The following is a 26,195-nucleotide window of genomic DNA, read 5'->3' as shown; positions in this document are numbered from 1 at the left end:
GACGCCCTAAACCATTCCGCTCGGACGGCGGCGCGTGCCCGGCTCCTGCACCGGCATGCTGTTGGGCGGCACCGGATAAGGCGCGCCCTGCCCCGCCGTACCCAGCGCGATATTCGGGCCGCATTGCGCGAGCGCGGCTTCGGTCCGGGAATTCGGATCGGTGATCCGCGGCGGCGCCGCGTCGGGCGCGGAACCGAAATCGAATGCCGTCGTCATATCGCCGGTGACACCGCGGCGCCAGGCCGTCACATTGGGCACGTCCACGCCGAAACGACGCTCCAGCAAACGCAATTGCGAGGTGTGATCGAAGGTCTCCGAACACACCAGGCCGCCACGCGAATACGGTGAGACGACCCAGCACGGTACCCGGTAGCCCAGGCCGATCGGACCGGCGATGCCCTTCGCGGCGGGAACCCGGTTCAGATCGACGGTGAGAAATTCCCCCGGCGTGCCCGGCGGCGGTGTCGGCGGGGTGACATGGTCGAAGAAGCCACCGTTCTCGTCGTACATGACAATCAGCGCCGTCTTCTCCCACACCGCCGGATTCGAGGTCAGGATGTCGAGTACCTGCATGATGCCGACCGCGCCGAGCGCCGGCGGCAGCGCCGGATGCTCGCAGTTGAACAGCGGCGGAATCACCCACGACACCGACGGCAGCCGGTTCGCGGCCACGTCCGCGGCGAAGTCCTGCGGATAGACCGGGACCTTACCGCGTTGCGCCAGTTCGGAATTCGGGTCGGCGGCCTGGGTGAAGCAGCCCATCATGCCGTCCAGGATCACCGAGGAGATGGGGCCGACGTCGCGGTTGTTGTAGATCTTCCAGCTCACGCCGGCCTCGGACAGGTTCTCCGGAAACGTCCGCCAGCTGTAGGCGTTCTGCGGGATGAGCGACGGCGTCTCCACCAGCGGGCCGCCCGCGTAACCGTCCGGATCGATGGTGGCCGAGATCCAGTAGAGCCGGTTCGGGTCGGTCGGGCCCAGTACCGAGCAGTGGTAGTGGTCGCAGAGGGTGAAGGCGTCGGCCAATTCGTGATGGACGGGGATGTCCTGGCGGGTGTGGTAACCCATTGCGGCGGGCCCATTTCCGGCCCCGACGCTCGCGATCGACATGGGCATCCAGCGGTCGTTCGCCCCGCCGTTCCACGCCTCGTGCATACCCGCCCAGCCGTGGTCCGGATCGTTGACGCATTCACCGTCGAGGCTGGGGCCGCGGGTGGTGTCGAGCCGGAACGGCAGCAGATAGCCGTCGGGAGTGGGGCCGATGCCCGGCGCGTACCCGTACTGCTGCCAGGCGGGCGAGGGATCATCGAATCCGCGCACTCCGGAGAGCGTGCCGAAATAGTGGTCGAAGGAGCGGTTCTCCTGCATCAGCAGCACGAAGTGCTCGATGTCCCCGAGCCCGCCCATTCCCGCCGGATCCGCGGCGTAGGCCCGCTCGATGATCGGATTCGCCCACCCGGCCAGCGCTCCCACCCCGCCGGCGGCCAGTGCTTTCGCCAGGAACTCCCGCCGATTGACGCCTTCGAACAGACCCATGCCGCCGACTCGACCTTTCCGCCGATTCGATAAGGACAGTTGCACCGATGTCGTGGAGCATAACGGCTCGCCGCGGACGCGCCGGTGACGCACGGGTGAACCGTACCTGACAGTCACTTGCACCGTGCCGTCGCGCACACCTAGACTCGCGATCACTACCTGATAGTGACTATCAGGTAGTGATTTCATCGGGAGGGGCCCATGACACAGTCCGCGACAACCGAGCGAGCGCACCCGCCTCGGCCCGCTCCCCCGCTGCGCCTGGTGGGCCGCTGGGGTGTGCTGATGGCCCGGCATCGGAAAATCGTTCTGGGCGTATGGCTGCTGCTCGCCGTGCTGTGCGGATCGGCGTATCCGGCCCTGCACGACAAACTGGGCGCGCCCGACTACGGCGTCCCCGGCTCGGAGTCGAGCGCCGTCGATTCCCTTGTCTCCCAGCACTTCACACAATTCGGAGTGGAACAGGATCTGCTCGTCTTCCACTCCGAGCAGTACCCGGCGGACGCACCCGAATTCCGCGCCGTGATCGACCGCGCGCTCCGCTCGGCTCGCGCCGTGGACGGTGTCACCGGAGTCGTCTCGCCGTTCGAAGGCAATGCCGCCCTGCAGATTTCCGCGGATCGTCACACCGCGCTGGGCATCGTCGGCATCGAGGGCGGCATGTCGGAGCGGGTCGCCGTCGCCACCGGTGTGCAGTCCGCGGTCGCCGCCGCCTCCGACGCCGCCGTCGAGGTGACGAGCACCGGGTACGCTCCCGTCGAAGCCGAGATGATGCGGACCGAGACCGCCGACATGTCGCGCGCCGAGGCCATCGGGGTGCCGGTGGCGGCGGCGTTCCTCGTCCTCGCCCTGGGCGCGGTGGTGGCGGCGACCGTCCCGATCGCGGTCACCGCGGCCGGGATCGCGGTCGCGGTCGGAGTTCTGTTCGGGCTCACCGCCTTTCTGACCTTCGATTCGCTGATACTCTCGGTCGCCACCATGATCGCGACCGGGACCGCGATCGACTACGCGATGTTCATCGTGAGCCGCTGCACCGAGGAACTCGCCCGGCGCGGCGTCCGGGACCGCCGCCGGCGTGCCGACATCGAGCAGTCCGTGGGCGCCGCGATGGACACCGCCGGCCGCACGGTACTCGCCTCCGGCCTCATCGTGATGATCTCGCTGTGCTCGCTCGCCGTGGTCGGGCTGCCGATGCTCGACGGGATCGCCGTCGGTGTGGTCACCGCCGTGATCGCCACTCTCACAGCGGCTTTCACGCTGCTCCCGGCGCTGCTCGCGACGCTCGGCCCGGCGGTGAACCGGGGCGGGCTGCCGCCGCGGCTGCGCCCGGCACAGACCCGGACCACCGCGGCGTCGAGCGCCTGGACCCGGTGGGCGCACACGGTGATGGCACGGCCGATCCGGTTCGCGCTGGCCGGAGTGGCGCTGCTGCTCGTCGCCGCCGCCCCGCTGACCGGTATCCGCTACGGCATCGACATGGGACTCGGCGCGCTCACCGGAACGCCGACCGGGCGAGCGAACGAACTGGTGCGCGACAACTTCGGCCCCGGATTGCTGGCGCCGATCCAGGTGCTCGCCACCGGCCCCGGCGACACACCGCTGACCCCGGAGTCCCGTGCGGAGGTCACCCGATTCCTCGGCGGCCTGTCCGGCGACCCCCGGGTCGCGACGGTGCTGTCCCAGCCGACCTCCGGACGGGTCCTCGCCTCGGTGGTCGCGAAGGATGCGTTCGATTCCACCACGGTCTCCGATCTGACCGCCGATATCCGTTCCCGCGCAACAGCTCTCGACGCCGCCGAGGTGCGCGTCGGCGGCACTTCGGCCACCTTCTCCGACGTCTCGCGGCTCATCACGGCGCGGCTGCCGTGGGTCGTCGCGCTCGTGCTCGCCGCGTCCCTGGCCTTCCTGATCGTCGCGTTCCGCAGCATCGTGCTCGCGATCAAGGCGATTCTGCTCAATCTGCTGGCGACCGGCGCGGCGCTCGGGCTCACCGTGGCGGTGTTCCAGCACGGCATCGGCGAATCGGCGCTCGGGTTCCACAGCACCGGCTTCCTCCAGGTGTACCTGCCGATGCTGGTGTTCGCGGTGCTGTTCGGGCTGTCGATGGACTACGAGGTGTTCCTCGTGCGCCGCATGAAGGAGGCGTGGGATCGCCACGGGGACAACACCGCCGCCGTCGCGGAGGGACTACAGCACACCGCCCGGCCGATCACCGCGGCGGCGGCGATCATGGTGGCGGTCTTCGCGAGCTTCGTGACCGCCGACGTGCTGGAGTTGAAGCAGATCGGTTTCGCGCTCGCGGTGGCCATCGCCATCGACGCGCTGCTCGTGCGGTTCGTGCTGGTGCCGGCGTTCATGCGACTGTTCGGCCGCTGGAACTGGTGGCTGCCGCTGTCGCGCGGCAAAACCCCTCGCGCTCAACCGAACAGCGACTCGATCGCGTCGACGGCCGATCCGATCTCGTCGACGTAGATGTCCTGGAGGCGGCCCGCGAAACCCGCTTCCGCCCAGTGGTCCAGGGCCGCCATGCTGCCCCAGACCACGAACGCCGCGGCCATCCGCACCTTCAAGTCGTTGGGGTCGCGGCCGGATCGCTGCGCGAACAGCACCCGGAACTGGTCCTCCAGATCCCGCATCTGACGCACTTGGCCGTCGCGCACCTCCGGGATCGTCCGGACGTAGTGCATGCTGCGCCGCACACGTCGTTCGGTATCCGCGGTCAGCAGCGCCTCGGCCATGATCGGCACCAAGGGGCGCGCGATCGCGATCAGCTCGGTGATCTCGAGGGTTTCGCCGCCGCCCGCCGTCCGCAGCACGTCGATGACCTTGGGGTCCGCTTCGTCGTAGAGGACCAGCATTTCCTTGGTGCCGAAGTACCGGTAGATCGAACTCGGCGAGACCCCGGCCGCCGCGGCCACCCGCTCCACGGTGACCTGGCGATACCCGTGCGCATCGAACAGATCCAGCGCGACCTGCTGGATTCGGCTCATGGCCGCGAGCTTTCGGCGTTCCCACTCGGTCGCGGACGCGGAAGACGCAGTGGACTGGGACATATCAACACCGAGGATACCCGCACGTCATCGGCCCCGGAGCAGAGGACGAAGGCCCCCGGTCCGAGCGGACCGGGGGCCTTCGTCAGCTGTGCGAATTACGCGTTGCCGGACAGCTTCTCGCGCAGCGCGGCGAGCTGCGCGTCGCTGGCCAGCGAACCACCGGCCGACTCCGGCTGCGAAGAGGAGGACGACGACGACCGCTCGCCACCACTCTCGGAGGAGTAGTTCGACGAGCCACCACCGTTCGCGGCCTCGGCGGCGGCGTCGGCGGCCATCTTCTCCATCTGCGCGGTGTGCATCTTGTGGCGACGCTCCGCCTCGGCGTAGCGGTTCTCCCACTCCTCGCGCTGCTTCTCGTAACCCTCGAGCCATTCGTTGGTCTCGGGGTCGAAGCCCTCGGGGAAGATGTAGTTGCCCTGGTCGTCGTAGCTGTCGGCCATGCCGTACTTCGACGGGTCGAACTCGGCGTGGTAGTCCTCGTTGGCCTGCTTCAGCGACAGCGAGATGCGGCGGCGCTCCAGGTCGATGTCGATGACCTTGACCATCGCGTCGTCGCCGACGGACACGACCTGATCCGGCACCTCGACGTGGCGCTCGGCCAGCTCCGAGATGTGCACCAGGCCCTCGATGCCCTCCTCGACACGCACGAACGCGCCGAACGGAACCAGCTTGGTGACCTTGCCGGGCACGATCTGGCCGATGGCGTGGGTGCGGGCGAACTGACGCCACGGGTCTTCCTGAGTCGCCTTGAGCGACAGCGAAACCCGCTCGCGGTCCAGGTCGACGTCGAGCACCTCGACGGTGACCTCCATGCCGACCTCGACAACCTCGGACGGGTGGTCGATGTGCTTCCAGGACAGCTCGGAGACGTGCACCAGGCCGTCGACACCGCCGAGATCGACGAACGCGCCGAAGTTGACGATGCTGCTGACCACACCCTTGCGGACCTGGCCCTTCTGCAGCTGGTGCAGGAACTCGCTGCGGACCTCGGACTGGGTCTGCTCCAGCCAGGCGCGGCGGGACAGCACCACGTTGTTGCGGTTCTTGTCCAGCTCGATGATCTTGGCCTCGATCTCCTTGCCGACGTACGGCTGCAGATCGCGGACCCGGCGCATCTCGACCAGCGAGGCGGGGAGGAAGCCGCGCAGCCCGATATCGAGAATCAGACCACCCTTCACGACCTCGATGACGGTGCCCTTGACGGCCTCGTCCTTCTCCTTGAGCTCCTCGATGGTGCCCCACGCCCGCTCGTACTGAGCCCGCTTCTTCGACAGGATCAGCCGGCCTTCCTTGTCCTCCTTGGTGAGAACAAGGGCCTCCACCTCATCGCCCACGGAAACGACCTCTGCCGGGTCGACATCGTGTTTGATGGACAGTTCGCGGGAAGGAATGACGCCTTCGGTCTTGTAACCGATGTCGAGCAGGACCTCGTCGCGATCGACCTTGACGATCGTGCCTTCGACGATGTCCCCGTCGTTGAAGTACTTGATCGTCTTATCGATGGCGGCGAGGAAGTCCTCGGCGGAGCCGATGTCGTTGACGGCTACCTGCGGCGAGGTGACAGTGGTGGGCATGTGTTGGGTTGCTCCGGACGGATTGTGGTCGGTAGTGGACATGTGGGCTTTCGGTTTTGCTGTGAACTCACAGCGATGGAACTAACGTCGGCGTGTACAGCACATCGCTGCGACACAGCACAACGCTGTACTCATTGCATAAACTCACAGCAGCGTGCGCCTCGGTACGCAAGTACGGCGGGCACTCGCGGGAATCAGCGTACGCGACGTGAGTTGTGGCAAGCAAACAAGGGTCCCCCTGCCCGCGTGGCTACTCTGACATGATGCCCGAAGATCATCCCGATGTGCACGCCGTGCGCGAAACCGTGACCGCACAGGGAGTCGATACGGCCGGTGAAGACCGCCATGCGCAGGCGAATGCGCTGCTCGGCACGGTCGCGGTCACCCGCGCCGAGGTGGGCTCGACCGAGAGCCAGCGGGCCAGCCGGCGATGGTGGGACGCCGACGCCTCGCAATACCACGACACCCACGCCGAGTTCCTCGGCGTCGATTCCCCCGACGGCGAATTCATCTGGTGTCCGGAGGGACTGCACGAGGGCGACTGGCATTTGCTCGGCGACATCACCGATAAGCGGATATTGGAAATCGGCTGCGGCTCCGCCCCGTGCTCGCGCTGGCTGGCGGCAAATGGCGCGCAACCCGTCGGTTTGGATCTGTCCGCCGGAATGTTGCGGCGCGGACTGGCCGCGATGGCGCGCGGCGGCCCGCGAGTGCCGCTGGTGCAGGCCGGGGCCGAGGCGCTGCCGTTCGCCGACGCCTCCTTCGACCTGGCGTGCTCGGCGTTCGGCGCACTGCCCTTCGTGGCCGATTCGGCCCGGGTGATGCGCGAGGTGGAGCGGGTACTGCGACCGGGCGGCCGCTGGGTCTTCTCCGTCAATCACCCGATGCGCTGGATCTTTCCCGACGATCCGGGCCCGGAGGGCCTCTACGCCAGACTCTCCTACTTCGACCGCTCCCCGTACGTGGAAGTCGACGGCAACGGCGAGCCCACCTACGTCGAACACCACCGCACCCTCGGCGACCGCATCCGCGAAATAGTCGCGGCGGGCCTCGTCCTGACCGATCTCGTAGAACCCGACTGGCCGGAATGGCTGGACCGCGAGTGGGGCCAGTGGAGCCCGCTCCGCGGCCAGATCTTCCCGGGCACAGCCATTTTCGTCACCGAGAAACCACCCCGCAAATAGCAGCGGGCAGGTGGCGTGCGGGGCTCTCGTGTCGCGGGCAGGTGGTGTGCGGGACTCCCGTGTCGCGGGCAGGTGGCGTGCGCGCTGCCGCCGGTAGTGGTTGGGGTCAGCTCTTGGGTATGGGGCGAGTTTCGGCGCCGGCGGAGACGGTTTCGGGGGAAGCCGGGTTGTCGTGGTCGTAGGCGGTCGTGCGGGTGGAGGGCAGGGCTGTTGTTTCGTCCGCTCCGGACGTGAAGTGCTGGTGGGCGTCGGTGCGGGAGGCGTCCGGGTCGCGCGCGGGGCGGGTGGGGATCGCCGTCGTCTTGTCCGCGGGCAGCTTCGATTCGGCTGACGATTCCGGGATGTGCCATGGGTTTTCGGGATTCGGCGACCCATGAGCGTCGTCCGGCTCGGGTCCGGTGGACAGCACGGTCGTCTCAGCGGGATTGTCGGACGTGCGCAGGCTACCCAGGGGGATCCCGGCAGGCATCGCGGTGGTCTCGGCGGCGTCCGAGGTGTTCCCGTTCGAGGACGACGGCTGCGCGCCGTTCTCCGGCGTGGCCCAGCCATTGGCGGTGCTCCCGGAGATGTCCGTCGCGGGCGGCTGCGAGAAGTCCACCGACGCGGGTATGGCCGTCGTCTTCGCCGCGGCGCTGGGTGCCGCGGCGTAGGCGGCGGCGCTGGCCGGGAGACGGGGAATGCTGCCCGGCGTCGGTGTCGTAGGCGCGGGCGCGGCGGGCTTGCGCGGCGCCTTGCCCAGCGCCGAGGCACTCGGGATCGGCGCGGTCTCCGCCGCGGTCGCGGCAGCCGGTGACATCGGCGCGGGGGCCGACGGTACCGGAGCCGACGGCGCATGACCCGACGGTGCCTGAGCCGACAGCGCCGGGGGCGATGATGCCTGAGCCGATGACGCCTCAACCGACGATGCCGCAGGCGACGATGCCTCTTCCGCGAGGGCCGACAGCTCCGCGAATTCGTCCGGTGCGGCCGGTCCGGTGAACGGCGGCAGGGCCGCGAACCGCGGATCGATACGGGCCGTGCGGCTGGCGAGGGAGATCCAGCGGCGGGCCCGGCTGAGCGGATGGTCGGGGAACTGCGAATCCCACTGCGCGTCGTCGGCGACGTTGTAGGGCAGCTTGCCCCGCACCTCGGGCGCGTAGGGGTGCGGCCGGAACATGTTCTGGAAGCCGACCTTCGGCACGATCGCGGCCTCCCGCGTCCCGGAGCGCCCGGTCTCGCGGCACATGATCTTCAGGATCGCGCTGCAGGTCGCCTTCGGCACCACGATCCCGGCGGTGAAGCCGAGCCCGGCCCCGTCCCCGAGCGGGAACTTCTCCAGGCGTAGCAGCGCGGGCTGGCCGGCCACGGCGATGGTGTACGCCTCGATGAGACAGCCGAACTCGGCCTGCTGTTCGGTGAGCTTGCGGCGCAGGGCGTCGATGTCCTCCAGCGGAGCCGGGAGGTCGGGGACGGCATCGACGTATACGAGCGTGACGAGGTCACCGGTCGCCGGATTACCCCATGTGCTCGGATCGAGTTGCTGCAGTCCGCCGGTTTCGAACGCGATAGGCACGCCAACACGTTACCGAGTCGACGCATAATCGCACGTCCTTGTGCGTTTTGTAGTCAATACGTGACTTGTTGGTGATCTATACTGGGCAAAACAGGCAGTCGGTCTGTTTCTATCCCCGCGGCTTCGGCGATCGCCCGGCCTGCTCCAGCGCCAGCCGCAACGCGTACTCGATCTGTGCGTTCACGCTACGCAGATCATCGGCCGCCCACTTGGCCACGGCCTCGTGGACGGCCGGATCGAGCCGCAGCAGCACCTTCTTCGGCTCGCGCTTGGCCATTACGAATACAGCGATCCGGTGTTGACCACGGGCTGCACGGAGCGATCCCCGCACAGCACCACCAGCAGGTTGGACACCATCGTCGCCCGGCGTTCCTCGTCGAGGTCGACCATGCCCTCCGCCGTCAACCGCTCCAGCGCCATGCCGACCATACCGACCGCGCCCTCGACGATGCGACTGCGGGCCGCCACCACCTGCGCCGCCTGCTGGCGGACCAGCATGGCCTGGGCGATCTCGGGCGCGTACGCCAGGTGCGTGATGCGGGCCTCGAGGATGTCGATCCCCGCCAGCGCGGTCCGCTCGCTCAGTTCGGTCGTCAGTTCCTCGGCGACCTCCGCGCCGTTGCGCAGGCTGGTGCGGGCCGGGTCGTCGGAGTCGTACGGATGCACCGTGGCCAGATGCCGGACGGCGGCCTCGGACTGGGTCTGCACGTACTCCTCGTAGTCGTCGACGGCGAAGGCGGACTTGAAGCTGTCCACCACCCGGTAGACGACCACGGCCGCGATCTGCACGGGATTGCCGTCGGAATCGTTGACCTTCAACGTCTGGGTCTCGAAGTTGCGCACTCGCAACGAGATTCGGCGCTTGCTGGTCAGCGGCACGACCCAGAAAAAGCCCGGGTCGGCGACCGAACCGATGTAGCGACCGAAGAATTGCAGCACCTTGGCCTCGTTCGGGCCCACGGTGATCAGTCCGGTCAGCAGCACCAGCGCGATGCCCGCCACCACGAACCCGGCCACCGCACCCGCGGCGGCCCCCGCGCTGCCGTCCTCGGAGGCGACGCCGGCCGCCGCGATGGCGCCGATCAGGGCGCCGCCGCCGACGACGATCAGCGCCAACAACATGAGGAACCCGTTCACCCGGAAAGCCGGACGAAGCTCCATGACATCCTCCCAATATCTAAGTGATATCACGACAATAGCATGGAGCCGGGCCACGCCTCAGGCCGCGGGAACGATGTTGCGGTTGAGGCGGAACAGGTTGGCGGGATCGTGCTCGGCCTTCAGAGCCGCCAGCCGGTCGTAGGTCTCCGGCCGGAATCCGGCGCGGGTCTGTTCCGCGCCCGCCCACTCTTGCGCGCCATAGAGGAAGTTGAGGCTGTGGCCGATGGTCCACGGCGACAACGCCTTCGCGATGAGATCGTGCCGGTCGCGCACGGCCGTGCCGCCGGACTCCGGCGCGGTGATGAACCGCGCGATGTACTCCGCCTCGCGGTGATCCACGGCGATATCGGCCGGGCCGGGCCGGCGCAACGCGCCGCCGAGGTGGCGGAAACCGGCGACCACCGGCACCGGCGACTGCGGGCCGGTCGTATCCAGGAAGGCGGCGGCCGCGTCGGCGGTCAGGTCCGACAGCAGCGCGTTGGTGGCGGCATAGGCGTGCGGGAAGTCCGGATCCCGGTAGATGCCATGGGTTTCGGCGTAGGGCATCGAGCGCAGGTCGTCGGTCAGACGCGGGCCGATCCGGCGCAGCGGCGCGACCAGCCGTTCGCCGTCGGCCGCCGAGCCGGTATAGGCGATGTTGACGGTGGCGAGGTAGCGGCCGCGGACCGGTTCCGGAATGGCGGGCACATCGGGCATGGTCATGATCGTGATCGCCGAGGTCATCTCCTCGGGCAGGTCCTGGGTCCACAGCCGCCAGCCCTCCAGCGCGGGCTCCACGAGGTGGGTGTCGAAGACCAGCTGACCGCCGAACACCGTGGTGACCGGCACCAGCTCGATCTCCAGCGCCGTGACGACGCCGTAGTTCCCGACGCCGCCCAGCACCGCGCCGAACAGCGGGTCGCCCGGCGTCAGGCGGCGCAGCCGACCGTCGGCCGTCACCATCTCCATCGAACGCACGTGGTCGGCGGCGTAGCCGAAGGTCCGGCCCAGTAGGCCGAGACCACCGCCCAAGTGGTAGCCGATCACGCCGACCGAGAGCGACGAGCCGTTCAGCGGGGCCAGCCCGTGCGCCACGGCGTCGATCAGCGCACCGGCCCGCACCCCGGCCGCCACCCGCGCGGTGCGGGCCGCGGCGTCGACGGAGACGGCGGTCATCCGGCGGGTGCTGATCAGCACGCCACCGTCGGCGGCCACCGACAGGCCGTGACCGGTCGCCTGCACCGCGATCGGAAGGCCTTGGCGCGCGGCGTATTCCACCGCGGCACGGACGTCCTCGGCATGCGCGGCGCCGACGACGACGGCCGGGCGGTGGTGGTAGGCGGTCTGGAATCCGGCGATCTCGGCGTCGTATCCGGCATCGCCGGGACGGAAGACCGGACCGGTGAAAGTGGGAAGATCCGCGTTCGTGTTCGTCATACCTCCGACGATGCCGCGTTTGTGGTGAGAAGTGAAACAGATAGTTCTTCTCGTAGCTAGAATAATCAGTTATGGAACTGCGGCAGCTGCGCTACTTCGTCACCGTGGTCGAGGAGGCCAACTTCACCCGGGCCGCAGCACGACTGCATCTGGCCCAGCCGGGGCTGTCCGCCCAGATCCGGCAGCTGGAACGCGAACTCGGCCAGCAACTGCTCGACCGGTCCGGGCGCACCGTGACCCCGACCGCGGCCGGTGCGGCGGTGCTGCCACACGCGCGCGCCGCTCTCGCCGCCGCCGAGCAGGTCCGCCACACCGCCGACGAGTTCACCGGGCTGCTGCGCGGGCACATCCGCCTGGGAACCATCTCCGGCGCGGCCACCGAGGAATTCGACCTCGCGGCGAACCTGGCCGACTTCCACGACGATCACCCGCAGGTCGAAATCACCCTCACCGAAACGAATTCCGATCTGATGCTGGACGATCTGGAGCGCGGCGCGCTGGATATCGCACTGGTCGGGCTCACCGGCGCGGACCTCGATCCCCGCGTCGGCCTCGAGGTCGTGCTCGAGACCGCCGTCGTCGCCGCGGTAGCGGCGCACACACCGGATCCTCCGGATGTGCTCCCGCTCGCCGCGCTGCGCGACCGGCCGCTGATCTGCCTCGTGCGCGGCACCGGAATCCGTGGCGTACTCGAACGCCATTGCGCCGCAGCGGGGTTCGAACCGAATGTGGCCTTCGAGGCGGCCGCTCCCCCACTGTTGCTGCGACTGGCCGCCCGGGGGCTGGGGACGGCCGTCGTGCCCGCGCTCACCCCGGAAGAGGCCGACGCCTTCGGCGTGCGCACGATCCCGATCGTCGAGCCGGAGCTGCGCGGACAGCTCGCGCTCGCGTGGCGCACCGACCGCCTGACCGCGCCCGCCGCGAAAGTCCTACTGGGCCAACTGCGTATCGCGCTGGCGCGGCAGCGGGAACGCGCTACCGCAAGCACCGCACCGGACTGACGCGCACTCAGCGCAGGCCCAGGACGGGCCGGAGGCCGCCGTCACGTACGGCTTGCACGGCGACCAATCCCAGCAGCACCACCCCGGTGACGATGTGCTCGATCGCGTCCATGTGGTGGTGCGGGAAGCTGAACATCAGGACATGGTCGGAGAACAACGCCCAGAAGCCGACGCCGAACCCGCCGCCGAGCGCGGCGATCACGCAGTACCACGCCGCCCACGGTTTACGCAGCGCCGCGAGCAGCGCCGGACCGAACAGCAGCAGCCCGGCGACGGCATGCCAGCCGTTGTAGTCCATGCCGAGCACCGGCGTCGCGGGCGCGTGCTCCCCGACCGCGAAGCTGGGTTCGGCGATCCATCCCGCGATCGCCCACACGATGTGCGCGACCCCGACGACGAACACCGCCCATTGCAGAAAACTCCACCGCGCCATGGCGTTTCGGCCCACTACTCCAGCTGGTGCGTGCACGGCGTCCTCCCGCTGACTCGCCCGAAACTTCTACTACATAGCGTAGTTGAAAGCCCGGTCGCGCGGAAGGCCCGGCACTACAGAATGCGCGACAGGAACGCCTGAGTACGCTCCTGCCGCGGGTTCGCCAGCATCTCGCGCGGCGGCCCCGACTCCACCACCACACCGGCGTCCATGAACACCAGATGGTCGGCGACCTCGCGGGCGAATCCCATCTCGTGGGTCACCACCACCATGGTCATGCCGGAGGCGGCCAGTTCGCGCATGACCCCGAGCACCTCACCCACCAGTTCGGGATCCAGCGCGGAGGTCGGCTCGTCGAACAGCATCAGCTTCGGATCCATCGCCAGCGCGCGGGCGATGGCGACCCGCTGCTGCTGCCCGCCCGAGAGCTGCGCCGGATAGGCGCCGGCCTTCTCCGCCAGACCGACCCGGTCCAGCAGTTCCCGCGCCCGGCCGACCGCATCGGCCTTGCGGATCCGCTTCACCCGGGTGGGCGCCTCGATGACGTTCTCCAGCACGGTGCGGTGCGGGAACAGATTGAAATGCTGGAACACCATGCCGATGTCGCGGCGCTGGCGCGCAGCCTCGCGGGGATGCAACTCGTAGAGCCGCCCGCCCTTCTCGCGATAGCCGACCAGTTCGCCGTCGACGTAGAGCCGTCCGGCATTGACCTGCTCCAGATGATTGATGCAGCGCAGAAACGTCGACTTGCCCGACCCGGACGGGCCGACCAGGCACATCACCTCCCCGCGCGCCACCTCCAGCGAGATGCCCTTGAGCACCTGCAGCGCGCCGAAGTTCTTGTGCACCTGCTCGGCGCGGATCATCGGGGCGGAATCGGTTGCGGCAGTGCTCATTTGCCCACCTCCAGCTGGGCGGCGGCCAGCGCCCGCAGCTGTTTCGCGGTCAGCTGGCGGCTGGCTCCGCGCGAGTAGTACCGCTCCAGATAGTGCTGCCCGATCATCAGGATGCTGGTGATCACCAGGTACCAGGTCGCGGCGACCAGCAGCAGCGGGATGGGTAGCAGGTTCACGGCGTAGATGTCGCGCGCCCGGCCGTACAGGTCGGTGGTCAGCGGGATCGCCGCCACCAGCGAGCTGGTCTTCAGCATGCTGATCAGCTCGTTACCGGTCGGCGGGATGATCACCCGCATGGCCTGCGGCAGCACCGTGCGCCGCATCGTCTGACCCCACGACATGCCCAGCGCCAGCGATGCCTCCCGTTGCCCCTCGCCGACGGAATTGATTCCGGCACGGACGATTTCGGCCATGTAACCGGCCTCGTTGAGGCCGAGGCCGATCATCGCGAACAGGAACGGCGTCCGCCAGTCCTGAATATTCAGGTGCAGTAATTGCGGCCCGAACGGGACACCGAGATCGATGATCTTGTACAGCGACGGGAACAGTCCCCAGAACACCAGCTGCACATACACGGGCGTGCCGCGGAAGATCCACAGGTACACCCACGCCACCGAGCGCAGCACCGGATTCGGCGACAGCCGCATGACCGCCAGCACCACGCCCAGCACCACGCCGATGGCCATGGCCAGCACGGTCAGCTCCAGCGTGATCAAGACGCCGGACTCGATGCGGGAATCGAACAGGTACTTCCAGTAGATGTCCCACCGGTAGGCGTGGTTGGTGGCGGCGCCGTATACGAACAGCGCCACCAGCGCCAGGATTATCACCGCGGCGAACCACCGGCCGGGATGTCGCAGCGGGACCGCCTTGATCGGCGACGGTTCGGCACTCGAATCCGCTACGGCGCCAGCGTCTTCCGACCCGGACGCGGCGGTGTCGCGCTCGCTCACGCCCTCACCTCGCGGATGCGGGACGGCGTAGGCGAACCGCGTCGTCTCGGTGCGCCGGCATCAGCCCACCGCTCCGTTGATGGTGGCCTTGGTGAGGGCGCCGTCCTGCACGCCCCAGTTCTCGGCGATCTTGCGGTAGTCACCGGAATCGATCAGGTGCTGCACGGCCTCCTGCAGCACCGGTCCCAGCGGCGCGCCCTTGGGCACCGGCCAGCCGTAGGGCTGCGACTCGAACAGCGGGCCCGCCGCCTCGATCTTGTCCTGGTTCTGCTTGATGGCGTACGCCGTCACCGGGGAATCCGCCGACATCGCGTCGACCTGGCCGAGCACCAGCGCCGTCGCGGCCGCGCTCTGCTCGTCGAAGGCCACGATCTCGATCTTGGGCTTGCCCGCCGCCTCGCACGCCTTGCTCTTGCCGGGTACGTCCTCGGTCTCCTCGATGGTGGTGCGCTGCACCGCCACTCGCTTGCCGCACGCGTTGTTCGGGTCGACCGGTTTGCCCGGCTGCTGCGCCCACTGGATGCCCGCGCTGAAATAGTCGACGAAATCGACGGTCTGCTCGCGCTCCTTGGTGTCGGTCATCGAGGACATGCCCACGTCGTAGGTGCCGGCCTGGATCGAGGGGATGATCTTCTCGAAGTCCGATTCCTGGTAGTCGGCCCGCACACCGAGCACCGCCGCCACCGCGTCCATCAGGTCGACGTCGTAGCCGACGATCTTGCCGGAGCCGTCCTTGTATTCGTTGGGCTGGTAGGGCACATTCACCCCGACCACCAATTTGCCGGACTGCTTCACCTTGTCGGGCAGCTTCGCCGCGATCGCGTCCACCTTGTCGACCTGGACCTTCTCCGCGGTCGGTGCGGTGTCCTCAGTGTTCTTCGTACAACCGGCCAGCACCAGCGTCCCGCCGGCCAGTACACACACCGCCCGCAGCGCCAGCCCGCGGGCACCGATTCGAACAGACACAGCAGCCCTCCATGTTCTGGTGGGCGACATCCGGCATTCGCCCGCCGTTCGAAATCTAGGCGATGGGGACCGAGCGCGTCGGTCGGTTACCGAAGGTTAATGCGCGGCCGGTGCGGACGCCGCCCGCACACGCCGAGTCCGCGAACCCCTCAACGACGGTGCAGGCGGGCGCACACCTGTTCGGTGAATTCGCGGGTGGAGGCCAGCCCGCCCAGATCCGCGGTCGCGATACCGGCGGCGAACGTCCCCGCCACGGCCTGCTCGATGCGCTCGGCCGCCCGCGACAGCACGACGTCGCCGCGACGGGAACTCAACCAGCGCAACAGCATTGCCGCCGACAGCTGGAGGGCGGCCGGGTTGGCGCGGTTGTGCCCGGCCAGCGCGGGCGCCGCGCCGTGCACGGCCTGCGCCATCGCCTGGGTCGCCGAGCAGTTCAGGGAGGCGGCGAGGCCGAGTGATCCGCTCAGCTCGCCCGCCAGGTCGGAGAGGATATCGCCGAACAGATTCTCCGTCACCAGCACGTCGTAGTCGGCGGGCGCGCGGACCAGGTGCGCGGCCGCCGCGTCGACATGTTCGTCGTCGACGCGCAGCCGCGGATAGTCGCGGGCCGCCGCGTAGCAGGCGTCGCGGAACAGGCCCATGGTCAGCGGCAGCACGTTCGCCTTGTGCACGATGGTCAAGCGGCCGCGCCGCGCGGCGGCCAGCTCGCAGGCCTCGCGGGCGATCCGTTCGCTGGCCGTGCGGGTCACCACTCCGACCGAGAGGGCGATGTCCGCGGTGGGCGCGAACTCGCCCGACCCGGCGGCCATATTACGGTCAGCGTAGAAACCCTCGCTGTTCTCCCGGACGATCACCAGATCGATGTCGTCCGCGGCGGCCCGCACACCCGGAAACGCCCGCGCCGGGCGGATATTGGCGTACAGGCCGAATCGCTTGCGGATGGCGCCGCCCGGCGGGGCGCCGACGCGATGCTCCGGGGCATAGGAGGCGTTGTCGTGCGGGCCGAGGATCCAAGCGTCGAGCTGTTCCAGCCGGTGCACCGTGGACTCCGGCAACGGTTCGCCGAATTCCGCGATCGCGCTGTGCCCCATCGGCAACGGAATCCACTGCACGGCCGGCGCCGCGAGCACGGCCAGCGCCTCGTCGACCACCTCCCGCGCCGCGCGCACCACCTCGGGACCGATGCCGTCGCCCTCGATCAGGCCCAGCCGCAGCTGTCCGTTCGCTCCACTCACGCCCCCATCCTCGGTCCTCGGATTTGCGGGAAGATCACCGGGGTTCCGGCGTATCTTGTCCCAGGTCATGGTTCAGTCGGTCGAATTGCTGTTGGACGAGCCCGCCGAGACGGAGATCCGGCGGCAGTGGGAACTGCTGTCCGAGGCCGGAATACCCAGCCCGTCCGCCGACCACCGACCCCACATCACCGTGGCCGTGGCCCGCCAGATCTGGCCCCGCCTGGACGAGGTACTAGCCGCCCAGGAGTTCCGCCCCCTCCCGATCCGCCTCGGCGGCCTCCTGATCTTCGGCGCACGCAATCCCATCCTGGTTCGCCTGGTAGTCCCCACCGACGCACTGCTCACCCTCCAGCGTCGCGTGTTCTCCGTGATCGAGAAATGCCCCGGCATCCCGGCCAATATCCACCCCGACGCCTGGACCCCACACGTCACCCTGGCCCGCCGCCTCAAACCCCACCAACTCGGCGAGGCCGTGCACGCGGTGGCGGCCGACCGAGATTTCGCCACTACGGTGGTGGGTATTCGTCGGTGGGACGGCGATCAGCGTCGTGACTGGCCGGTCGCACGCGGAAGCGGAAGATAACGGAGTTGCCCGGCGTTGTATCGGGGCAACCCACGAGACGAGAGGATCCCATGGCCACCCAGACCCTGACCGCGCAGAACTTCGATGAGATAGTCACCGGGAACGATGTCGTACTCGTCGACTTCTGGGCCGACTGGTGCGGTCCGTGCAAGCAGTTCGCTCCGACCTTCGAGGCGTCGTCGGACAAGTATCCCGATGTCATCCACGGCAAGGTGGACACCGAAGCCGAGCAGAGCCTCGCCGCGGCCGCCAACATCCGCTCCATCCCGACCATCATGGCGTTCCGCGAGGGCGTGCTGGTCTTCGCGCAGCCCGGCGCGCTGCCGCCCGACGCGCTCGAGGACCTGGTCACCCAGGTGAAGGGCCTCGACATGGACGAGGTCCGCAAGCAGCTCGCCGAGCAGCAGGCGCAGCAGGAACAGGCCTGACGACCGAGCGCCGCCGCATCGCCTCCGATTACCGGAAGCGATGCGGCGCTTCGTGTTTCGGGGTCAGCTGCCGAGCTTGTTGGTGACCGCGATCATGGCGCGGGCGGCGGATTCCGCCCCCTCGGCGGCCATCGCCGCAGCCCAGCCGCGGCGCCCGTTGAACTCGCACTGCACGAACGTGGCGGTGCCGACCGCGGTGCGCCGCTGATGGAAGCGCAGGATCTCGATCGGATAGCCCTCCTCGTAGAGGGCCGAGGTGAGCGCGGCCACCGGGCTGCCGGCCGACACCACGGTCCGCAGCCGGTCGGTGAACTCGAGCGTCGCGGTGTACTCCGCCCCGTGGCGGTGCCCGGCGCGGCTCCAATCGCTGAGCTTCACCGGGCCGGAGTGCTCGCAGTAGCGGTCGAGGAATTCGGCGGGAGACAGTCCCGCGCATTCGGTCCGCAGGCCCTGGGGCGCGGCGGTGAGGATGTCGTGTGCGTCGATAGTGATGGTCATTGAACCAGGTCTTCCCGAAGTCTCGTCGTGTCGCAGGACAGTCGCGTCTGAGCTGAATGTCTGAAATGACAGAGGGGACCAGCGCAAGAAATCTGTATGGCCGCAGCGAGGAGGCCAGTCCGAATCAGACCCCGCTACGGCGGGTTACTACGAGAAGTCGCGCAGCAGCCACCATCGCGGTTAGCGGAAGGTGCGCGGCGCGGTCGCGGTCGGCGACGAGCTGCGCTGCGCTGCGGCTTGCGGCGGGATTCGGCACGGCACCGAGAATATGGACTAATCCACGCCTTGGCAACCACATTGGCCCGGAACCGATGGGTAACTTCGTCACAATGGTTGGTGAACGGCGTACCAACATCCGATGCGCGGTCCAGCAATCGCCTTCGGCGAGCTTCCAACCAGGTCACAAAGCCTGATCACTTCTTCGGCAAACGACGGGAAACCCTTCGCGGACCCCTCGAATATGCCAGGCTCGAGCCGAGAGGAGGCACCGATGACCGACCCGAGTGTCCAGGCGGCGATCAATCATCTGCTCGGCTGCCACCGCCGCTGCGAGCACCAGATGCGCGACTCGCTCGACCGTGGCGGCGAGCACGCCACCGCCCACCACATCGCGACCCTGCGCGACTGCTCGGACCTGTGCCGCCTCACCGGCGATCTGCTCGACCGCCACTCCGAGTGGGCGCACCGGCAGTGCGAGCTGACCGCGCGAGTGTGCACCGACACCGCAGAACGCTGCGACCGCCTCGGCGAAACCGCGTGCGCCTCGGTGGCGCGAGCCGCAGCCGCGGCCTGTCTGTCGCTGACCGAGGTGCTCGCGCGCTGAGGTACAGCGCCGCCCTCAGTGGGCGGCGGCGTCCCAGCTGCGGCCGACGCCGACGGAGACCTCCAGCGGCACCGACAACTCGATGGCCTTGGACATGTGGTCGCGGGCCAGCGCCTCGAGGGATTCGCGCTCGCCCGCGGCGACCTCGAAGACCAGTTCGTCGTGGATCTGCAGCAACATGCGGGAGCGCAACCCGGCCGCGCGAATCGCGCTCTGCACGTTGATCATCGCGACCTTGATGATGTCGGCGGCGGTGCCCTGGATGGGGGCGTTGAGGGCCATACGCTCGGCGCCCTCGCGACGCTGGCGATTGCTGGAATCCAGATCCGGCAGGTAGCGGCGGCGGCCGAACAAGGTCTCGGTGTAGCCGACCTTGCGGGCCTGGTCGACGGCGTCGTGCAGGTAGTCGCGGATCGCGCCGAAGCGGCTGAAGTACACCTCCATCTGCGCCTTCGCCTCCTCGGCGCTGATCTTCAGCTGCTGGGACAGGCCGTAGGCCGACAGACCGTAGGCCAGCCCGTACGACATCGCCTTGATCCGGCGCCGCATCTCCGGATGCACCTCCGACAGCGGGATGTCGAAGGCCTTGGAGGCGACGAAGGTGTGCAGGTCCTCACCGGAGTTGAACGCCTCGATCAGGCCCGCGTCCTTGGACAGGTGGGCCATGATGCGCATCTCGATCTGGCTGTAGTCGGCGGTCATCAGCGACTCGTAGCCGGGGCCGACGACGAAGGTGTCGCGGATGCGACGGCCGGTGTCGGTGCGGATCGGGATGTTCTGCAGATTCGGTTCGGTGGACGACAGCCGGCCGGTGGCCGCGATGGTCTGGTTGAAGGTGGTGTGAATGCGGCCGTCGTCGGCGACCGACTTCAACAGACCGTCCACGGTGACCTTCAGACGGGTGGCGTCGCGGTGGGCCAGCAGATGTTCGAGGAACGGGTGCCCGGTCTTCTCGAACAGCGACTCCAGCGCGTCGGCGTCGGTGGTGTAGCCGGTCTTGGTGCGCTTGGTCTTCGGCATGTCCAGCTCGTCGAACAGCACCACCTGCAGCTGCTTCGGGGAGCCGAGATTGATCTGCTTGCCGATCACCTCGTAGGCGGCCTCGGCGGCTTGGGCGACACGGTCGGCGAATTCGGATTGCAACTGCTGCAACTGATCACCGTCGACCGCGATACCGGCCTCCTCCAAATCGGCCAGCACGCCGAGCAGGGGCAGCTCCATCTCGGTGAGCAGCTTGGTGGACTCGATGCCCTCGAGTTCGGCGTCGAAGGCGTCGGACAGGTCGGAGACGGCGCGGGCGCGCAGGATCTCGGCCTTGGCCAGTTCGGCGTCGACCTGGTCCTCGTCGTCCAGCAGCGAGAGCTGGGTGTCCTCGCCGGATTCCACCCGCAGCTCGCGCGACAGATACCGCAGCGAGAGGTCGTCGAGGTTGAAGGTGCGCTGGCCCGGCCGGACCAGGTAGGCGGCCAGGGCCGTATCGCTGGTGAGACCGGCCAGCCGCCAGCCGCGGGCGCGCAGCGCGTGCTGAGCGGATTTGGCCTCGTGCACGGCCTTCGGGGTGGCGGGATCGGCCAGCCAGGCGCCCAGCGCCTGCTCGTCCTCCGGGGTCAGGCCGATGACGTCGAAGTAGCCGCCCTCGCCGTCGGCGGCGGCGATCGCGATCGCCTTCACGTCGCCGTTTACCGGGGTACCGGTGCCCGCGATCGAAATACCATGGCGCACACCGGATTTCGCGTGCTCGGCGAGCCAGTCGGCGACCGCGCCGGGCTCCACCGCGCCGCCGCTGATCTCGAAACCGCCCTCGGCCTCCGGCTCCGGCGGCGCCAGCGTCTCGAACAGGCGGTCGCGCAGCACCCGGAACTCCAGGTCGTCGAACAGGCGGTGGATCCGATCGCGGTCCCACGGCTGCTGGGCCAGCTGCTCGGGGGTGTAGGGCAGCGGGACGTCCTTGACCATCTCGGTGAGCTGCCGATTGAGCACGACGCTGGACAGGTTGGCGCGCAGCGCGTCACCGACCTTGCCCTTCACCTGGTCGACCCGGTCCACTAGGGTGGCCAGGTCGCCGAATTCGCGCACCCACTTGGTCGCCGTCTTCTCCCCCACGCCCGGAATGCCCGGCAGATTGTCGCTCGGGTCGCCGCGCAGGGCCGCGAAATCCGGATACTGCGCGGGCGTGAGGCCGTACTTCTCCGAGACCGCCTCGGGTGTGAACCGAGTGAGCTCGGAGACGCCCTTCTTCGGGTACAGCACTGTGACATCGGGATTCACCAACTGCAGCGCGTCGCGGTCACCCGTCACGATCAGGACGCGGAAGCCCTCCGGCACCGCCTGGGTGGCGAGGGTGGCGATGATGTCGTCGGCCTCGTAGCCCTCCAGGGCCATGGTCGGGATGCCGAGCGCGGCCAGCACCTCCTGGGTGATCTCCACCTGGCCGCGGAACTCGTCGGGCGTGGTGATGCGGTTGGCCTTGTAGTCGGGGAACGCCTCGGTGCGGAAGGTCTTGCGGTTGACGTCGAAGGCGGCCGCGACATGGGTGGGCTTCTCGTCGCGCAGCAGGTTGATCAGCATCGCGGTGAACCCGTACACCGCGTTGGTGGTCTGGCCCGTGACGGTCTTGAAGTTCTCGGCGGGTAGCGCGTAGAAGGCGCGATAGGCCAGCGAATGCCCGTCCAGCAACAACAGCGTGGGCCGCTCACCGGCGGAACTCGGGGTCGCTGCGGACACACTGCGCGGGCGCTGATCGGTGGTCGCTGGAGTCACGGCCCCGAGTCTATGTACCGGCACCGACAAACGGGCGCACCGGGGATGACGTGGGCTACATCGACTAGGCCACGCCCAGGTACGCCGACTTGACTGCGGGGTCGGTGAGCAGTTCCCGTCCCCGCCCCGTCTTGGTGACCTCGCCGGTCTCCAGGATGTAGGCGCGGTCGCTGCGGGTGAGCGCCTGCTGGGCGTTCTGCTCGACCAGCAGCACCGTGGTGCCCTGGGCGTTGATCTCGCCGATGATGCGGAAGATCTGCTTGATCACCATCGGTGCCAGGCCCATCGACGGCTCGTCGAGCAGGAGCAGCCGGGGCCGGGCCATCAGCGCGCGGGCGATGGCGAGCATCTGCTGCTCGCCGCCGGACAGCGTGCCGCCGACCTGTTTGCGCCGCTCGGCCAGCCGCGGGAACAGCTCGAGGATCCAGTCCAGCGTCTCGGTGTACTGGGCGCGCTGCTTGAACGGCCGGGCGTGACAACCCATGTCGAGGTTCTCCTGCACCGTCATGCCGGGAAACACGCCGCGCCCCTCCGGCGCCTGGATCAGGCCCGCCACCACCCGTTCATGGGCCTTCATCCGGGTGATGTCCTTGCCCTCGAACATAATTCGCCCCCGGGTGAGCGGCAGCAACCCGGACAGCGCCCGCATGGTGGTGGTCTTGCCCGCGCCGTTGGCTCCCAGCAGGGTTACCAGTTCACCCGGTGCCACCTGGAGCGAAACGCCATGCAGCGCTTCGATCCTGCCGTAGTTGACCACCATGTCCTCGACTACGAGCAGCGACTCCCCGGCCGCATCGACGCCCGACGACGCCGATCCCGCCGGAGCGAACCCGGTTGCGACACCGGGCAATTCGTCCGCAGATTCCGGAAGGATCGCCGATCCCGCATCGTCCGATGATTCCGGAGATCCCGGAATACCTTCGCCCCCAGCCGCTTTCACCACATCCTCGACCTCGTCGTCGGGCACGCCGAGGTACGCCGCGACCACCGCCGGATCGTCGCGGATCTCCTCCGGCAGCCCGTCGGCGATCTTGCGGCCGAACTCCAGCACCACGATGCGGTCCGTCACGCCCATCACCAGCCGCATGTCGTGCTCGATGAGCAGCACGGTGAACCCGTCGTCGCGGATCTTGCGGATCAGATCCATCAGCGCCGACTTCTCGCTCGGATTGAATCCGGCGGCCGGCTCGTCCAGGCACAGCAATTTCGGCTCGGTCGCCAGCGCTCGCGCGATCTCCAATCGGCGCTGATCGCCGTAGGAGAGGTTGCGGGCCTTCTCCACCGCGTGTGGCGCGATGCCGACGAACTCCAGCAGCGCCATGCCGCGCTCGATGGCGTCGTGTTCCTCCCGCCGATGCCGCCCGGTCCGGAAGATGGCTCCCGGCACCGAAGTTCGGTGCCGGGCGTCGGTGCCGACCACCACGTTCTCCAGCGCCGTCATCTCGCCGAACAGCCGGATGTTCTGGAAGGTGCGGGCGATGCCGAGACGGGTGATCTCGTTGCGCTTGGTCTTGGTGAGCGGCCGGCCGTCGAAGAACACCCGGCCCGCCGACGGCCGGTACACCCCGGTGATGGCGTTGAAGCAGGTCGTCTTACCCGCGCCGTTGGGTCCGATCAGTCCGAGGATCTCGCCGCGGCGGATCTCGAAGGTCACGTCGTCGAGCGCGGTGAGACCGCCGAACCGCACCGTCAGCCCCTCGGTGCGCAGCAGCGGCGCCCCGATCTCGGTCTCGATCGCCCGGGTGGGAGCCACCACCTCGGCCACGGTCTCCGTGTCGGCCAGTTCCGGCAGCACCTCGCCGACGTCGACCACGCCCGCGCTCGGGGCCGCCTGCTCGGGCTCGGCGTATCCGGCGGCCATGTCCTCGTTGTCGAACAAGGCGCCGCCCGGCCCGGTCATCGGCCCGCTCCGGTCGCCTCGGGCCGTCGCACCGCCTGATACACCTGACGACCGTAGGCGAGGAGTTTCTGCCGCACCGGGAACAGCCCTTGCGGACGGAAGATCATGACCACCACCAGTGTGAGACCGAAGAACAGATACTTGTAGTCGCCGAGCGACTGCCCGCCCACGTTCACCGACATGAACCGGTTGGGCAGGTACACGATCAAGAATGCGCCCACGAGCACGCCGAGCTTGTTGCCCTGGCCGCCCAGCACCACCGCGCACAGGAACAGCATCGAGTTGATGATGTTGAACCCGGCCGGGTTGATGAACTGCACCTGACCGGCGTAGAGCGCGCCCGACAGGCCACCGATCGCGGCGCCGATGGTGAACGCCCACAGCTTGAACTTGAACGTCGGCACGCCCATCATCTCCGCGGCGTCCTCGTCCTCGCGGATCGCCACCCACGACCGGCCGACCCGGCTGCGCTCCAGATTGCCGACGACCAGCAATACGATGATCACCAGCACCATGCCGATCCAGAACCACCAGGTCCCGGAGTTGGCGCGGTCCAACGGATTCCACGAATGCGAGTCGCCGAGATTGCCGGAGGAGAAATAGCCGCCGGGGTGCTGCTGCGACTCCCCCACCCGCGGATACGCGATCCCGGCCAGGCCGAGGCTGCCGTTGGTGATGTCGCCGAGATTGTCCGCCAGCAGCCGCACGATCTCGCCGAATCCGAGGGTGACGATCGCGAGATAGTCACCGCGCAGCCGCAGCGTCGGGGTGCCCAGGATCAGCCCGGAGAGCGCGGTCAGGACGACGGCCACCGGCACACACGCCAGCCACGCCCACCGAGGATCCAGGAAACCACCCGCCGTCTGATTCCACGGGCTGTTGGGACTGGTGAGCAGGCCCACCGAGTAAGCGCCGACGGCGTAGAACCCGACATATCCCAGATCCAGCAGACCCGCCTGTCCCACAACGACATTGAGGCCGATCGCGATCAGCGCGTACATGGCGAACTGCGCCATCACCCCGCCGAAGCTGGTGCCCGGGGTGTCCAGCAGCGGCGGCGGGAACATCGGCAGCAGCGCCAGCACGGCGATCGCCGGTATGCCGACGGCCCATTGCATCGGCCGGGACAGGCCGTTCCACCAGGAGCGGATTGCGTCGCCGAAGCCGTGCATCGGTCTCGAGGTCGTCATGCCCGCGCCCTCCCCAGGCTCTCGCCCAGAATTCCGGTCGGGCGGATCATCAGCACGGCCACCAGCAGGACGAACGCCACCACGTCGCGCCATTCCGTGCCGAACAGGATCTGCCCGTAGTTCTCCGCCAGGCCCAGCAGCAGCCCGCCCAGCAGCGCGCCGCGCAGATTGCCGATGCCGCCGAGCACCGCGGCGCTGAACGCCTTGATACCCAGCACGAATCCGCCCGAATAGATGATGCCGTTGGGAATCTTGAGCGTGTACAGCAGCGCGGCGGCGCCCGCGAGCAGGCCGCCGATGAGGAAGGTCAGCATGATGACCCGCTCCCGCGACACTCCCATCAGCGTCGCGGTGTCCGGATCCTGCGCCACCGCGCGGATGCCCCGGCCGAATTTCGTTCTGTTGATGACCAATTCGGTGAGTACCGCCAGCGCCACCGCGGACACCACGATCACCAGCGCGACGTTGGTCACCGCGGCATCGAAGAGGTGGAATTCGTCGGTGGGCTTCACCAGGATGATCGGCTGCTGGGCATTGGTGCCGCCGAGGTCCGGATCGATCTTGGGCAGCACGTAGTGCACGAATTCCTGCAGCACGAACGACATGCCGATCGCGGTGATCAGGAAGATGAGCCGCTTGGCGCCGCGCTGCCGCAACGGCCGATAGGCCACGCGTTCCAATCCGACCGCGGCCCCGCCCGACACCAGCATGCCGATCACCATCGCCACGCCGAGATAGATGACGGTGAGAAATGTGCCCTGCGAATAGATGTCGCCACTGGCCGCGAAGCCGAGCAGCATCAACCCCACCAGCTGACCGAACATGCCCAGCATGAATATTTCCGAATGGGCGAAATTGATGAGCAGCAGCACCCCGAAAACCAGTGTGTAGCCGACCGCCACCAAGGCGTAGATCGAACCATAGGTCAGGCCGTCCACGGTGAGTCGCCAGAATTGGTCGACGACACCGGAGACGTTGAAATCGATGGACCCGCTGGCCAGCAGGGTCGTGACTGAGGAAGTCATCGTTACTCTCGCCGTCTGGAAAACAGCG

Annotated in this window: 23 protein-coding genes and 1 pseudogene; 6 read left to right on the top strand and 18 right to left on the bottom strand. The window is 68.2% G+C overall.

All coding sequences use genetic code 11. The annotated features are described in order from the left end of the window. Positions 1–6: 6 nt before the first annotated feature. Complete coding sequence (locus ACFMRZ_RS35375; RefSeq protein WP_400182519.1) at positions 7–1,536, bottom strand: phospholipase C; 1,530 nt, start codon at positions 1,534–1,536, stop codon at positions 7–9. A gap of 201 nt (positions 1,537–1,737) precedes the next feature. On the opposite strand from ACFMRZ_RS35375, the gene ACFMRZ_RS35370 reads away from it, so the two are divergent. Continuing rightward, positions 1,738–4,008, top strand: a complete 2,271-nt coding sequence (locus tag ACFMRZ_RS35370; protein WP_400182518.1) for an MMPL family transporter — start codon at positions 1,738–1,740, stop codon at positions 4,006–4,008. On the opposite strand, the gene ACFMRZ_RS35365 is transcribed toward ACFMRZ_RS35370, so the two are convergent. Continuing rightward, positions 3,954–4,589: a TetR/AcrR family transcriptional regulator gene (locus ACFMRZ_RS35365; RefSeq protein WP_400182517.1), complete on the bottom strand. Its 636-nt coding sequence runs from the start codon at positions 4,587–4,589 to the stop codon at positions 3,954–3,956. The genes ACFMRZ_RS35370 and ACFMRZ_RS35365 overlap by 55 nt on opposite strands. Positions 4,590–4,684: 95 nt before the next feature. Then, on the bottom strand, positions 4,685–6,163 hold the full coding sequence (gene rpsA / locus ACFMRZ_RS35360; protein WP_280276855.1) for a 30S ribosomal protein S1: 1,479 nt from the start codon (positions 6,161–6,163) through the stop codon (positions 4,685–4,687). A 263-nt stretch (positions 6,164–6,426) separates the two neighbouring features. Here rpsA and ACFMRZ_RS35355 point away from each other — a divergent pair, with 263 nt between their 5' ends. Beyond that, positions 6,427–7,347: a class I SAM-dependent methyltransferase gene (locus ACFMRZ_RS35355; RefSeq protein ID WP_400182516.1), complete on the top strand. Its 921-nt coding sequence runs from the start codon at positions 6,427–6,429 to the stop codon at positions 7,345–7,347. Between the two features lie 106 nt (positions 7,348–7,453). Here ACFMRZ_RS35355 and ACFMRZ_RS35350 read toward each other — a convergent pair whose 3' ends face one another. The 4 genes from ACFMRZ_RS35350 to ACFMRZ_RS35335 form a co-directional block, all read right to left on the bottom strand. Then, the gene (locus tag ACFMRZ_RS35350) at positions 7,454–8,899 is read right to left on the bottom strand and encodes a hypothetical protein (RefSeq protein ID WP_400182515.1); all 1,446 of its coding nucleotides are present in this window, start codon (positions 8,897–8,899) and stop codon (positions 7,454–7,456) included. A 109-nt stretch (positions 8,900–9,008) separates the two neighbouring features. Then, positions 9,009–9,176 carry a hypothetical protein gene (locus tag ACFMRZ_RS35345; RefSeq protein WP_280276858.1) on the bottom strand — a complete coding sequence of 56 codons (168 nt, stop codon included), beginning with the start codon at positions 9,174–9,176 and terminating at the stop codon, positions 9,009–9,011. Further along, positions 9,176–10,060, bottom strand: coding sequence for an SPFH domain-containing protein (locus ACFMRZ_RS35340; RefSeq protein ID WP_280276859.1), 885 nt, complete (start codon positions 10,058–10,060; stop codon positions 9,176–9,178). The genes ACFMRZ_RS35345 and ACFMRZ_RS35340 overlap by 1 nt, the downstream gene beginning before the upstream one ends. A gap of 57 nt (positions 10,061–10,117) precedes the next feature. Further along, positions 10,118–11,476, bottom strand: coding sequence for an FAD-binding oxidoreductase (locus ACFMRZ_RS35335; RefSeq protein WP_400182514.1), 1,359 nt, complete (start codon positions 11,474–11,476; stop codon positions 10,118–10,120). Between the two features lie 71 nt (positions 11,477–11,547). Between ACFMRZ_RS35335 and ACFMRZ_RS35330 the strand changes: the two genes are divergently transcribed. Further along, positions 11,548–12,477 carry a LysR family transcriptional regulator gene (locus tag ACFMRZ_RS35330; RefSeq protein WP_280276861.1) on the top strand — a complete coding sequence of 310 codons (930 nt, stop codon included), beginning with the start codon at positions 11,548–11,550 and terminating at the stop codon, positions 12,475–12,477. 7 nt (positions 12,478–12,484) lie between these two features. Here the strand turns inward: ACFMRZ_RS35330 and ACFMRZ_RS35325 are convergent, their stop codons facing one another. From ACFMRZ_RS35325 to ACFMRZ_RS35305, 5 genes are all read right to left on the bottom strand, one after another. Further along, positions 12,485–12,946 (bottom strand): DUF4383 domain-containing protein, encoded by a 462-nt coding sequence (locus ACFMRZ_RS35325; protein WP_400182513.1) that lies wholly within the window; start codon positions 12,944–12,946, stop codon positions 12,485–12,487. A gap of 77 nt (positions 12,947–13,023) precedes the next feature. Beyond that, on the bottom strand, positions 13,024–13,806 hold the full coding sequence (locus ACFMRZ_RS35320; RefSeq protein WP_400182512.1) for an amino acid ABC transporter ATP-binding protein: 783 nt from the start codon (positions 13,804–13,806) through the stop codon (positions 13,024–13,026). Beyond that, the gene (locus ACFMRZ_RS35315) at positions 13,803–14,759 is read right to left on the bottom strand and encodes an amino acid ABC transporter permease (protein ID WP_400182511.1); all 957 of its coding nucleotides are present in this window, start codon (positions 14,757–14,759) and stop codon (positions 13,803–13,805) included. Before ACFMRZ_RS35315 ends, ACFMRZ_RS35320 begins: the two co-directional genes overlap by 4 nt. A gap of 60 nt (positions 14,760–14,819) precedes the next feature. Then, on the bottom strand, positions 14,820–15,755 hold the full coding sequence (locus tag ACFMRZ_RS35310) for an ABC transporter substrate-binding protein (protein ID WP_400182510.1): 936 nt from the start codon (positions 15,753–15,755) through the stop codon (positions 14,820–14,822). Between the two features lie 119 nt (positions 15,756–15,874). Next, positions 15,875–16,939, bottom strand: a complete 1,065-nt coding sequence (locus ACFMRZ_RS35305) for an isocitrate/isopropylmalate dehydrogenase family protein (RefSeq protein ID WP_400183051.1) — start codon at positions 16,937–16,939, stop codon at positions 15,875–15,877. Positions 16,940–17,027: 88 nt separating this feature from the next. Here ACFMRZ_RS35305 and ACFMRZ_RS35300 point away from each other — a divergent pair, with 88 nt between their 5' ends. Further along, positions 17,028–17,543 (top strand): 2'-5' RNA ligase family protein, encoded by a 516-nt coding sequence (locus ACFMRZ_RS35300; protein ID WP_400182509.1) that lies wholly within the window; start codon positions 17,028–17,030, stop codon positions 17,541–17,543. Between the two features lie 50 nt (positions 17,544–17,593). Next, a complete protein-coding gene (gene trxA, locus ACFMRZ_RS35295; RefSeq protein ID WP_280361917.1) occupies positions 17,594–17,971 on the top strand; it encodes a thioredoxin in 378 nt (125 codons plus the stop codon). 63 nt (positions 17,972–18,034) lie between these two features. Here trxA and ACFMRZ_RS35290 read toward each other — a convergent pair whose 3' ends face one another. Beyond that, complete coding sequence (locus ACFMRZ_RS35290; RefSeq protein ID WP_280276154.1) at positions 18,035–18,469, bottom strand: 2-keto-3-deoxygluconate kinase; 435 nt, start codon at positions 18,467–18,469, stop codon at positions 18,035–18,037. Positions 18,470–18,959: 490 nt separating this feature from the next. Here ACFMRZ_RS35290 and ACFMRZ_RS35285 point away from each other — a divergent pair, with 490 nt between their 5' ends. Further along, the gene (locus ACFMRZ_RS35285; RefSeq protein ID WP_280276153.1) at positions 18,960–19,292 is read left to right on the top strand and encodes a hypothetical protein; all 333 of its coding nucleotides are present in this window, start codon (positions 18,960–18,962) and stop codon (positions 19,290–19,292) included. Between the two features lie 15 nt (positions 19,293–19,307). Here ACFMRZ_RS35285 and polA read toward each other — a convergent pair whose 3' ends face one another. The 5 genes and pseudogenes from polA to ACFMRZ_RS35260 all read right to left on the bottom strand — a co-directional run bounded on the left by polA (position 19,308) and on the right by ACFMRZ_RS35260 (position 26,167). Beyond that, positions 19,308–22,052 (bottom strand): DNA polymerase I, encoded by a 2,745-nt coding sequence (gene polA, locus ACFMRZ_RS35280; RefSeq protein ID WP_400182507.1) that lies wholly within the window; start codon positions 22,050–22,052, stop codon positions 19,308–19,310. Positions 22,053–22,116: 64 nt separating this feature from the next. Further along, positions 22,117–22,812, bottom strand: a complete 696-nt coding sequence (locus ACFMRZ_RS35275; RefSeq protein WP_400183050.1) for an ABC transporter ATP-binding protein — start codon at positions 22,810–22,812, stop codon at positions 22,117–22,119. Between the two features lie 189 nt (positions 22,813–23,001). After that, positions 23,002–23,952, bottom strand: a pseudogene (locus tag ACFMRZ_RS35270) (ABC transporter ATP-binding protein); the annotation flags it as partial. After that, on the bottom strand, positions 23,949–25,142 hold the full coding sequence (locus tag ACFMRZ_RS35265; RefSeq protein ID WP_400182505.1) for a branched-chain amino acid ABC transporter permease: 1,194 nt from the start codon (positions 25,140–25,142) through the stop codon (positions 23,949–23,951). The gene ACFMRZ_RS35265 and the pseudogene ACFMRZ_RS35270, both read right to left, overlap by 4 nt. Beyond that, the gene (locus ACFMRZ_RS35260) at positions 25,139–26,167 is read right to left on the bottom strand and encodes a branched-chain amino acid ABC transporter permease (protein ID WP_400182503.1); all 1,029 of its coding nucleotides are present in this window, start codon (positions 26,165–26,167) and stop codon (positions 25,139–25,141) included. The genes ACFMRZ_RS35265 and ACFMRZ_RS35260 overlap by 4 nt, the downstream gene beginning before the upstream one ends. Between the last annotated feature and the right edge of the window lie 28 nt (positions 26,168–26,195).

This window comes from Nocardia sp. N2S4-5 (genome assembly GCF_044628355.1).
In the GTDB taxonomy this organism is placed as follows: domain Bacteria; phylum Actinomycetota; class Actinomycetes; order Mycobacteriales; family Mycobacteriaceae; genus Nocardia; species Nocardia wallacei_B.
Note: the sequence above shows the minus strand (reverse complement) of the source record. Positions and strands in the feature narration are given on the sequence as shown.